This window comes from Thermodesulfobium narugense DSM 14796 (assembly GCF_000212395.1).
Classification (GTDB): domain Bacteria; phylum Thermodesulfobiota; class Thermodesulfobiia; order Thermodesulfobiales; family Thermodesulfobiaceae; genus Thermodesulfobium; species Thermodesulfobium narugense.
On record NC_015499.1, the window covers coordinates 197178 to 208483 of the forward strand.

Consider the following 11306-nt stretch of genomic DNA (forward strand, 5'->3'; position numbering starts at 1 on the left):
ATGAACAATACAATTCTTTTGGTGGAAGATGATATTGATATATCGAACAACATAAAGACATTCTTGAGTCTAAACGGTTTTGAAGTTATCCAGGCTTTCAGCGCTAGCGATGCGTTTGACGTTTTTGACGAAGCAAAAGTTTCTCTTATAATACTTGATCTGATGCTTCCAGATATGTTTGGCTCTGAGATACTTAAAGTTTTAAGGGCAAGGGGGTTAGAAATTCCTATTTTGGTCCTTTCGGCGCTTACAGAAGAACACAATAAGGTTAGTTTATTGGATTTAGGGGCTGATGACTATCTGACAAAGCCTTTTGGAATGAAAGAACTTCTTGCGAGAATACGAAGTCTTATAAGAAGAAAAAATGGATTTGGTTTGGTAGTTGAGAAAGGGCCATTTAGAGTGGATAAGGAAAAGAGTCAGATTTATTTTCAGGGGAATTTGATGAATTTAACTGCTACTGAGTACAAATTGTTACTCTTTCTTTTTGAGAATAATGGCAGGACTTACTCAAGAGAGAAGCTTATTGATAAGGTTTGGGGAGAGGAGTATTTTGTTGAGGCAAGGATGGTAGACGTGTATATTAGAAGGTTGAGAGAAAAGATAGAAACAGATCCTTCGAACCCACAGATATTAAAAACAAGGCGGGGATTTGGATATGTTCTGGAAATTTAAAATAATTAACTATAAATTAACTCAAAATTAACGTCCTGTTAACATTTTGACTGTATATTGATTCAAGTACAAAATTTATTAGGAGGTTGTTTATGAAAAGAATCATTCTATCCTTGTTGGGTGTCTTTTTGCTTGTAGCTGCAGCTTTTTATGTGGCTGGATGTTCTAGCTCAAATGCTCCTCAGTCAGCTTCTCAGGTAAAGCAGCTTACTGGTGCAGGTTCCACCTTTGTTTATCCTCTGTTTTCAAAGATGTTTGAAGAATATAAGAAAGAAAAGGGAGTTGAAGTAAATTATCAGTCAATAGGATCGGGAGGGGGAATTAACGCTCTTAAGGACGGTACTACTGACTTTTCTGCGAGCGATGCATATATGTCAGAAAAAGAGATGCAGGCAGTGCCGGGTGGGGTAGTTACTATTGCAGATGCTGCAGGTGCTGTCTCAATTTCATATAACATTCCAGGAGTCAAGGATCTTGTTTTGGACGGCAAGGCTATAGCGGATATATATCTTGGGAAAATCAAAAAATGGAATGATCCATATCTTGAAAAACTAAATCCTGGCGTAAATCTCCCAGACAAGCCCATAACGGTAGCTCACAGATCTGATGGCTCTGGAACGACATTCATATTTACAAATTATCTTTCTCTTATTAGCCCTGAGTGGAAGGATACAGTTGGTGCTGGAACTTCAGTTAAATGGCCGGTAGGTCTTGGTGGGAAGGGTAGTGAGGGCGTTACTGCTATTGTTAAGCAAAACCCTTATTCAATAGGTTATGTAGAGCTAACCTATGCGCTTCAAAACAATATTACTACTGCAAAGGTAAAGAATAAATCGGGCAATGTAGTTGCTCCAACTCTTGATAGCACCAAAAAGGCATTCGAAGGGGTAAAATTGCCTTCTGATATGAGAGCTCTTGTGCTAGATACGTCAAATCCTGAAGGTTATCCTATAACAGGATTTACTTTTATCCTTTTGCACAAGGAGATGAATTACAAGGGCAATACATTGGCAAGGGCGAAGGCAGTACTTGATCTGGTAAAGTGGATTATCACCGATGGGCAAAAGTATTGCGAACCCTTAGATTATGTTCAGCTTCCAAAGGAAGCAGTTGATATAAATATGAAGAATTTAGAATCAATTACCTGGGATGGAAAACCAATTCTTGCCAAATAAATTTTAACAAACTTTGGCAAGGGGCAGTTTACTCACTACATATTAGTCGCCTTTAGTCTGAGGTTATCTAAAGGCGGCTTTTATTTTTATGACGTTAATATTTCATATAATTTTTCGAGAACGAGGCTTGAACTCTCGTTGAATACAGCATCGGCAAAGTTATCCAGGTGAGTTTTCATTTTGTTAATTATAATTAGTTTTGCATTAAACTTAAGCGCCGTTTCTGGGATAGCTGCTGCAGGATAAACGCTTAGGCTTGAACCTATAACAATACATGCTTTAGCTCGTTTTATGATATTCATTGAATCATTAAAACTGGGTGGCATAGCTTCTCCAAATAGAACAACATTTGGCCCAATTGCTCCACCACAATTTGGGCACATCTCGACGTCGTCTAAAATGCTTGATGGGAATATGGACTTACATGTTCTACAGTATGCTTCTTCAATATTGCCGTGTATCTCTATAACTTTTTTAGAACCTGCTTTTTGGTGCAATCTGTCAATGTTTTGAGTTATTACACACGTTACAAGTCCCATTTCTTCTAATTTTGCAACTATTTCGTGCGACTTGTTTGGGTTTGCAAGCTTTATTTTTGAAAGTCTCTCTCTGTAAAACTTTATAAATTCGCTTCTTCTCTCATATAGCGCATCTATTGAAGCAAGCGAAATAAAATCCTCCTGATTCCATAATCCTGTGGGGGATCTGAAGTCTGGTATGCCGGACTCAGTGGAAATGCCAGCTCCTGAAAATACCACTACACCTTTGTCTTTTATGATATTAGCTGTTTTTGAATATTTTTCATCCATTGCTACACCTCAAAAGTTGAGCCAACGCCAGAAAAAATAAATTTATCCTTTAACTCATTTGCGCACCTTGAAATCATCTCAAGTCCTGTGCAGTGAACAAAAGCTATCCTTTCTGGGGTAAGCTCTTTAAGAGCCTCTATTGTTTTATCTTGTTGCTCTTTAGATGCTGGTCCAAGGTGAGAGCCTCCAATGATAGCTCCCAATTTCTTGCAACCTGTAACCTTCTTACCCTGTTCAACAATATTTATTACTCCCATGTGGGCACAACCTGTTAGTACAGAAAGTCTATCGCTGTTTTTGAAGTATATGCTCAAGTCTTCTTCAAATGTATCTGGCACAAGTTGTCCATTTTCATCGAGCTTTAAAAGATTTTGATCTGTTATTTCAAAGCTATTTGATGACTCTATCTGGTAAGATAGGAATATGTTTTCATTAATTTTGATTGGGGAGTCTAAAAATATAAAATTTGCTCCCAGAGATTCAAGCATTTCTTTAGCAAACGGTATTCCTATAAAGGTTATCTTTTTTGTTTTTTTGGAAAAAGTTTTTTTAAAAATGTTATGGTGCGCATAGACCCTTATGTCCTTTCTAAGATAGTCAAGCAAGGCAAAAAGTCCACCTGTATGATCGCTGTGATTGTGTGAAAGAATAATTGCATCAATATTTTTCAAGTCCTTTTTAAGTCTGTGCGCGTTGTTTAGTAGAACTATACCGCTTGAGCCAGTATCGTAAAGAAAAGTTTGCCTTTCAGTCTCAATTAAAGCGCTAAATCCATGTTCTGCAAGAAGATTGGCTGGACTGGAAGAAAGAACTATATTGTCTACGAGAATTGTTATTCTTGTAGATGCTTTTTTTTGCATAACCTGCCTCCTTATTGGTTTTAGATTAGAAGCTGAGAATCTTAAAAACAAATGCTTTCAAAAAGACTGTTATATTTAGTATATAAGATCTTTATTTAAATTAGTACAAAAAATAAGTAACGTTTATTTTACTTCAAAAATTTATTATTATAAAATTTTAATTTGTAAACTCTTATTGATGTACGTGGTTTAATGAAAGCTGTAGAATGTTTAAAATATTATAAATGATGTGAATAGATCTTTTGAGAAGGAGGGTGGTGGCCTATATACCTTTATATTCCTAACAAAAAAGAGCTCTTTCTAACCCAGTTTGGATTAATTTTAAGGAGGAATTAAATTGTCTTTGAAAGAGGAAGCACTAATTTTTCACAGAAAAACTAAAGGAAAAATAAGCGTTGAGAGCAAATCGGTCATTGAGAACGTTCACGATCTTTCTTTGGCCTATAGCCCGGGCGTAGCCGAACCAGTTAAAGAAATAGCTTTCGATCCAGAAATGGCATATTATTATACCTCAAAATGGAACATGGTGGCTGTGGTTACCGATGGAAGCGCTATTTTGGGTCTTGGAAATCTGGGGGCCTTAGCATCTTTGCCTGTAATGGAAGGTAAAGCAGTATTATTTAAAAAATTTGGAGGCGTTGATGCCTTTCCTATTTGTTTGAATACAAAAGATAGTGAGAAAATAATTGAAACAGTAAAGCTTATAGAGCCGGTATTCGGGGGAGTAAATTTAGAAGACATTGGTGCTCCAAGGTGTTTTGAGATTGAAAGAGCACTTAGAGATGAGCTTTCTATTCCAGTCTTTCATGATGATCAGCACGGTACAGCTGTAGTTACGCTGGCAGGTTTACACAATGCTTTGAAGATTGTGGGCAAGAAGTTAGAAGATGTAAAAATAGTAATAAACGGGGCAGGTGCGGCAGGTATATCTATAGCAAAGCTTCTGGTTCACATGAATGCTAAAAATGTAATACTTTGTGATACAAAGGGCACAATATATCGGGATAGAGGGCAGGGAATGAACCCTTATAAGGAAGAGATTGCACAATTTACGAATCCTGAAATGATAAAGGGAACTCTTGCAGACGCTATGAAGGGGGCAGATGTATTTATAGGCGTTTCAGTTAGAGACGTAGTCAACCAAAAGATGGTTAAGTCTATGGCGAAAGATCCTATCGTCTTTGCGTGTGCAAACCCAGACCCAGAAATACATCCAAATGCTGCTAAAGAAGCTGGAGCAGCAGTGGTTGCTACTGGAAGATCAGACTTTCCTAATCAAATAAACAATGTTTTGGGATTTCCTGGGCTGTTTAGGGGGGTTCTTGATGTTAGAGCAAGAGTAATAAACGACGATATGAACGTGGCAGCAGCAGTTGCAATTGCTGATTCTGTAGAAGAAAATAATCTTACACCAGAACACATAGTTCCGTCTCCATTGGATCTTGAAATATATCCTCGTGTGGCAGCAGCAGTTGCAAGAGCTGCAATGAAATCGGGAGTAGCTAGATTTGCGGTTTTGCCAATTGATGTCGAGCTTAATGCGCGCAAGTTATTAGGACTTGGTTAGGAGGACTTATGTTAAGAGATGTTCCAGAATTAAAATCTTATAAAATTTTTCCGGGAAGTTTTTTGTTTTACTTGCACAGAATTACAGGTTTATTGCTTGGTTTATACCTTTTGTTTCACATATTTTATCTATATGGGATAAGATTTGCTGAACCATCCCTTATACCATTTTTTGAATCAATGCATGCCTTTCACGAAAGCTTTAAGATCATAATCAATCCTGGCGTTGCCTTTATTGCGGTTTTTCATGTAATGAACGGTTTAAGGATTATTGCTTTTGAATTTGAACCTAGTCTTGCCATAAAAGAAAGGCAGGTTGGATGGTTTTATTGGGTAGTAGGAATTACTATTATTGCATTTATGGTAAAAATTGCCCAATCGATAATTTTTGGTTAGGAGGTTAATGTGAGATATAGTCGCTCTCTTATGCGCGCTAATGCGAAAGATATGTGGTTTTGGCAGCGCGTTAGCGCTATCGCACTTATAATTTTGCTTGTTCTGCACGTTTTTAAATTTGCACTCTTTTTCCCCGTGCACGTAGCTTTTGCAGCTTTTATTTGTTTGCATTTGTATATTGGCATGGTTACTATTACCAGAGAATATATAAAAAAGCCAACTCTTAACACGTTCTTAAATATGTTTTATTTAGTTCTTTTCGTGGTCATATTTTTTGCAGCCTTTAGAATTGCAGAGGTTACTTTTTAATAATTATTAATTTTAATAGTTGAAAGGAGTCAGAGGTGAAGGATCCAAAAGTTTTAAACGAAAAGGTAGTGGATGTTCCATTAAGAAATATTCACAAACACGATGTTGTTATTGTTGGGACAGGTCTTGCAGGTCTTTGGGCTGCCATAGAGTGTAAGAAGGCAGGACTTGACACCGCATGCATGACAAAGCTTTCTATGCCTCAAAGATCCCATTCAATTGCTGCTCAAGGTGGTACTGCTGCAAGCTTGGGAAACTTGGAAGAAGATTATTGGGAATGGCATATGTTTGATACAGTGAAAGGATCTGACTTCTTGGCAGATCAGGATGCTGCTGAGATATTAGCAAAGGATGCTATTACTATTGTTAGAGAATACGAACATATGGGTGCTCCATTTTCAAGAACGCCTGATGGACTTATTGCTCAGAGGAAATTTGGCGGTCATGTAAAGGACTTTGGGAGAGGAGGGCCTGTTTTAAGGGCATGTTATGCTGCTGATAGAACAGGCCATGTGCTTCTTCATACTCTTTGGCAGAAGGCGCTGGAGTTAGGGGTAAGGTTTTATACTGAGATGTTTGCAATAAGCCTTATAACTGACGGACCAAAGTGTGCAGGAGTAGTTACCTGGGATATAAAGAGTGGGGGGCTTCACGCTTTTAAGGCAAAAGCTACTCTTATTGCTACTGGAGGATATGGTAGAGCCTGGAAGATTACTGCAACAGCTTACTCATACACTGCTGATGGTCAATATATGGCTCTGAGAGCGGGTATTCCACTTGAGGATATGGAATTTTTCCAATTTCACCCTACGGGCTTGTTTGATAGGGGCATTCTTATGACAGAAGGCTGTAGAGGAGAAGGGGGATATCTAATAAACGATCTGGGCGAGAGGTTTATGAAAAATTATGCACCAGAAAAGATGGAGTTAGCGCCAAGAGATATAGTAAGTAGGGCTATAACAAGTGAAATAGAGGCTGGAAGAGGCATAAATGGGGGTCCATACATATATCTTGATATTAGACATTTGGGCGCTGAAATAATAAACACTCGGCTTCCACAAATAAGGGAGATATCAATAAAGTTTGCTGGAGTTGACCCCATACACGAACCTATACCAATAGTGCCTACTGCACATTATTCTATGGGAGGAATACCTACTGATATTGATGGAAGAGTCTGGTATGATGGCAAATCCCAAATTTTTTCAGGTCTATACGCTGCAGGGGAGTGCGCATGTGTAAGCGTTCACGGTGCAAATAGACTTGGTTGTAATTCTACGCTTGACGCATCTGTATTTGGCAGACGTTGTGGCATAGCCATTGTTAAAGATTTTGCAAATCTTGAGCACTTACCCTTAGAAGAAGACAGCGCTAAAATGGCAAAGGAAGAAATAGAGTTTATATTGAATCAAAAGGGATCAATAAGGCCTGAAGAAATAAGGAATGAACTTCAAACAGGCATGCAAAATTATGTTGCAGTGTTTAGAGATGAAAAGGGACTTTTAAAGATGGTGTCTATTATTGAAGACATGCACAAAAAGATGAAAGATATGTTTGTCAGCGATAAGTCTCTAACATACAACACTACTCTGATGGAGGCAATGGAATTAAGACACTTGATAGCTGCGGCTGAAGCTGTAACATATGGAGCCTTAAACAGAACAGAATCAAGAGGTGCTCACGCAAGGCGAGATTATCCAAAAAGAGATGATGAAAACTGGCTTAAACATACTTTGTATTTTAGAGATGAATCTGGCTTTAGATTTGATTACAAGGAAGTCAAAATTACTAGATTTTTCCCTGAAGAAAGAAAGTATTAGGAGGTAGTCGTGGGAAATCTATATAAGCTTACAATTTTCAGATATGATCCGGAATCAAACAAAACATCTACTAGCAAGTACGAAGTTGAGGTTACTGAGAGCCACTGGACATTGCTTGACGTTTTCAGATACATAAAAAATAACGTTGATGATACTCTTACCTTTAGGTATTCTTGCGGTCAGGGTATCTGTGGCTCATGTGCAGTGACTGTGAACGGGAAAAGTGTTCTAGCCTGTGAAACTCAAATGAAATTTTTAGACAGCTTTGATCTTGTGGTTGAACCTCTGAGGGGATTTCCTGTGATAAGGGATCTGGTTGTAGATCATAGCGTTCTCGACGATAAGGTTAGGAAGGTAATGCCCTGGTTGGTTTGTAAGAAAGATTCAGAATCCGACAAAGAAAGGTTTCAATCTGTTGAGGATAGAGCAAAACTTGATGGACTTTATGAATGTATAATTTGTGGTTCATGCGTCGCAGCCTGTCCTACATTTTGGAAAAATAAAACGTTTTTAGGACCACAAGCCCTTTTATACGCATGTAGATTTATGTTGGATTCCAGGGACGAGGGTAAGAATGAGAGATTTGAAATCCTTGCTGATAAGGACGGAATATACGGATGTCATACTATATTTAACTGTATGGAGGTCTGCCCTAAAGAACTCAATCCAGGAAAAGCTATACTTGAGTTAAGGAAGATGTTTATGAACGAAGAATTTTAAGATTAAATTAAAAGATGTGTTGTCTTATTTTTTGTTGTTATTGAGGATGAAGAGGCCTTCATCCTCATCTTTTTATTCTATGTAAGATATAAAATATTCAAAATTATATTTATAATAATCTATATTAAATTTCATATTCTTTGGAGGAATTATGCCTATTCAAGAAAGAGTGAAACTAAGAGAACTTTTACCAGAAGATAGGATATGTAACTACAACGAAATAGCTTTAGGGCTAAATGAAAGGGAATTGGAATATGAGGCCAATAGATGTCTTCAGTGCAAGAAACCAAGTTGTGTAAAAGGTTGTCCTGCAGGGCTTAATATTCCTAGATTCATAAAGCTTGCTAAAGAGAAGAGATTTAACGAAGCGCTTTCTGAAATTCTTGAGATCAATCCGTTTAGTGCGACTTGTGCAAGAGTTTGTCCTTATGGTTTTCAATGTGAGGGCAGTTGTGTTTTAAATAAGACGGGGAGACCTATAGCGATAGGGGCTATTCACAGATTTATATCTGATTATGGCGAATATAAAATGAAGATGGTTAATGAAAGTGAAAGGGTAATGGGCAAAGTAGCAATAATTGGAGGTGGTACTGCAGGCTTAAGCGCTGCTTTTGAACTTTCAAGGCATGGAGTTGATGTTGACATATATGAATCCAGGCCAGTAATAGGAGGTCTTGCGCGCGCATGTATCCCTCCCTACAGGCTTGCAAGGGAGGTTCTGGATAGAGAAATAGTATATATACTCTCTCATGGGGCTAAGATAAAAAACAACATAACTGTTGGTAAAGATATTCCTCTTAAAGACTTTTTGGATATGTACGATTATGTTATTCTTGCAGTTGGAGCAAGCAAGTGTTGGTCTTTGAGGCTTCCGTCAAATGAGGGAGAAGACTTTTTCGCTTATTCAGCAATAGAATTTATTGAAAACTATATGTTTAGAAAAAAGATTTTTGACAGAGGGCTGAAAATCCTTATTATAGGTGGCGGCAACACTGCAATAGATGTGGGTAGGATATCAATAAGAGAGGGACTTCATCCTTTAATTGTCTATAGGAGAGGAAAAGAGCAAATGCCTGCTCTTCCAAAAGAAATACAGGAAGCAGAAGAAGAAGGCGTAGACTTTAAATTTTTTGAAGTTCCAAAGAGGGCTATAATTGAAAATAACAGGTTCAAGGGAATAGAAGCGCTAAAGGCAAAATTAGGAGCACCAGACGAGAGTGGTAGGCCTAGTTTTGAAGTTATTGAAGGCAGCGAACACTTCATAGAGGGAGATGTCCTGGTTTCTGCTATAGGCCAGGAAGTTGACTCTGAAGTTTTAACGGGTTGTGACATTCATCTTGAAAGAGGTTTATTGCCACATGACTTTGGAGGAGAATACAAGGATAAGGTCTTTTCTTGTGGCGATGCTGTTAGTGGCCCGTCGGTAGTTGTAAAAGCTATGAGAAGTGGACTTGAAGTTGCAAGAAAGGTTATAGGTAAGCTTAAAGAGAATGCACTTTAATTTGATTTTGAATTCTTTAGAATAATTTTAGGAGGCTTATATGAGAGATTTGTCTGTTGACGTAATTGAGGATGCCGTAAAAGAGTTGGTTATGGATGCTAACTATAACGCTCCCGAAGACGTTAAAAAGGCTTTTGATATTGCTCTTGAGAGAGAAGAATCTGAGGTGGCAAAAAGGATTTTTCTTGAATTTAAGGAGAATCATAAACTAGCTTCTCAAGAGAAACTTGGCATTTGTCAGGATACAGGCCTTGCTGTGATATTTTTATTTATCGGGCAAGACGTTCACCTTGTTGGCGAAGATATATATGATGCTATTAATAGGGGTGTAGAGAGAGGATACACTGAAGGTTATTTAAGAAAATCAACTTGCGACCCTTTTACTAGAAAGAATTTGGGTACCAATACTCCGGCAATAGTTCACGTGAAATTTATTCCAGGAGATAAAGTAAAAATTATAGTTATGCCAAAGGGCGGTGGGGCAGAGAACATGAGTGCTCTCAAAATGTTTGCACCGTCGGCTGGCCTTGAAGGGGTTATGGACTTTGTAGTTGAGACCGTTAGAAAAGCTGGGCCAAATCCTTGTCCGCCAACTATTGTAGGAGTTGGAGTAGGCGGCAACTTTGAGCGCGTAGCTTTCCTTGCAAAAAGAGCTCTTCTTAGGCCTATAGGTTCAAAAAATCCAGATGAAAGGCTAAGGCGTATAGAAGAGGAATTGCTTGAAAGGATAAATAAGCTTGGGATTGGTCCTATGGGACTTGGAGGCAGAATAACGTCTCTCGCTGTTCATTTGGAGCTTGAACCTTGTCACATAGCATCTTTACCTGTAGCAGTAAATATAGAGTGTAACGCTCACAGGCACAAAAGCATAGAATTATAACAATAGCTTTATTTAATCTATTTTTTATGTTAATATTGAACGTTTTATGAATAAATTTATGAATAAAGAGGATTACTATAACATATATCCTCCTGTTTTACCACTGCTAGAGAGATTTCCAGATTTGATTAATTTGGTTAAGCCTGTTGAGACAATCCTTGAGGAAAACGGAATTGAGGTATCGCCTATAGATTTTCCATCTATTATGGGGTTATGTGTCAAAAAGGGTTCAAGGTCATTTATTGGGTATAAAGAGGGTGTAGCAAATTATATTAAAGAAGAGATATTGTTGCACGAATTGACTCATTTAGTTTTACACAACGAAAATACCCTTTGTCTCGTAGGAGATATGGTAAGTAAGCTTGAAGTTGAAGCATGGAAGGTTACTGCTGTAATACTAATACCAAAAAAATTTAAATTTGAGAGTACTAAAGATGAAGATTTTTACATAGAAAACTATCTGACTTCTGAAGATGGACTAATTAGATCTCCGATGCTTATAAATTTAAGAAATTCTATGAGATTGTAAAGTAATAAATAATAATTTTTTCACTCTTTTTGTATAATTAAGTTTACTTCCAACTAATAATAGCTT

General features: G+C 37.7%; 12 protein-coding genes. 10 read left to right on the plus strand and 2 right to left on the minus strand.

Annotated elements, in window-relative coordinates; genetic code table 11:
• Both THENA_RS00935 and pstS read left to right on the plus strand, forming a co-directional pair.
• Positions 1-675 (plus strand): response regulator transcription factor, encoded by a 675-nt coding sequence (locus tag THENA_RS00935; protein WP_013755564.1) that lies wholly within the window; start codon positions 1-3, stop codon positions 673-675.
• A 92-nt stretch (positions 676-767) separates the two neighbouring features.
• On the plus strand, positions 768-1850 hold the full coding sequence (pstS, locus tag THENA_RS00940) for a phosphate ABC transporter substrate-binding protein PstS (protein WP_013755565.1): 1083 nt from the start codon (positions 768-770) through the stop codon (positions 1848-1850).
• Between the two features lie 86 nt (positions 1851-1936).
• Here pstS and THENA_RS00945 read toward each other — a convergent pair whose 3' ends face one another.
• On the minus strand, positions 1937-2659 hold the full coding sequence (locus THENA_RS00945; RefSeq protein WP_013755566.1) for an SIR2 family NAD-dependent protein deacylase: 723 nt from the start codon (positions 2657-2659) through the stop codon (positions 1937-1939).
• 2 nt (positions 2660-2661) lie between these two features.
• Positions 2662-3519, minus strand: a complete 858-nt coding sequence (locus tag THENA_RS00950) for an MBL fold metallo-hydrolase (RefSeq protein WP_013755567.1) — start codon at positions 3517-3519, stop codon at positions 2662-2664.
• Positions 3520-3856: 337 nt separating this feature from the next.
• Here THENA_RS00950 and THENA_RS00955 point away from each other — a divergent pair, with 337 nt between their 5' ends.
• The 8 genes from THENA_RS00955 to THENA_RS00990 all read left to right on the plus strand — a co-directional run bounded on the left by THENA_RS00955 (position 3857) and on the right by THENA_RS00990 (position 11240).
• The gene (locus THENA_RS00955) at positions 3857-5086 is read left to right on the plus strand and encodes an NAD(P)-dependent malic enzyme (RefSeq protein WP_013755568.1); all 1230 of its coding nucleotides are present in this window, start codon (positions 3857-3859) and stop codon (positions 5084-5086) included.
• Positions 5087-5094: 8 nt separating this feature from the next.
• Positions 5095-5481 (plus strand): succinate dehydrogenase cytochrome subunit, encoded by a 387-nt coding sequence (locus THENA_RS00960; protein ID WP_013755569.1) that lies wholly within the window; start codon positions 5095-5097, stop codon positions 5479-5481.
• 9 nt (positions 5482-5490) lie between these two features.
• Complete coding sequence (locus tag THENA_RS00965) at positions 5491-5790, plus strand: hypothetical protein (protein ID WP_013755570.1); 300 nt, start codon at positions 5491-5493, stop codon at positions 5788-5790.
• A gap of 35 nt (positions 5791-5825) precedes the next feature.
• Entirely contained in the window at positions 5826-7610 is a 1785-nt protein-coding gene (gene sdhA / locus THENA_RS00970) for a succinate dehydrogenase flavoprotein subunit (RefSeq protein ID WP_013755571.1), read from the plus strand.
• A gap of 9 nt (positions 7611-7619) precedes the next feature.
• On the plus strand, positions 7620-8330 hold the full coding sequence (locus THENA_RS00975) for a succinate dehydrogenase iron-sulfur subunit (RefSeq protein WP_013755572.1): 711 nt from the start codon (positions 7620-7622) through the stop codon (positions 8328-8330).
• Positions 8331-8481: 151 nt separating this feature from the next.
• Positions 8482-9831 (plus strand): FAD-dependent oxidoreductase, encoded by a 1350-nt coding sequence (locus THENA_RS00980; protein WP_013755573.1) that lies wholly within the window; start codon positions 8482-8484, stop codon positions 9829-9831.
• A 40-nt stretch (positions 9832-9871) separates the two neighbouring features.
• Positions 9872-10711 carry a fumarate hydratase gene (locus THENA_RS00985; protein WP_013755574.1) on the plus strand — a complete coding sequence of 280 codons (840 nt, stop codon included), beginning with the start codon at positions 9872-9874 and terminating at the stop codon, positions 10709-10711.
• Between the two features lie 46 nt (positions 10712-10757).
• Positions 10758-11240, plus strand: coding sequence for an ImmA/IrrE family metallo-endopeptidase (locus THENA_RS00990; RefSeq protein WP_013755575.1), 483 nt, complete (start codon positions 10758-10760; stop codon positions 11238-11240).
• The last annotated feature ends 66 nt before the right edge of the window (positions 11241-11306 follow it).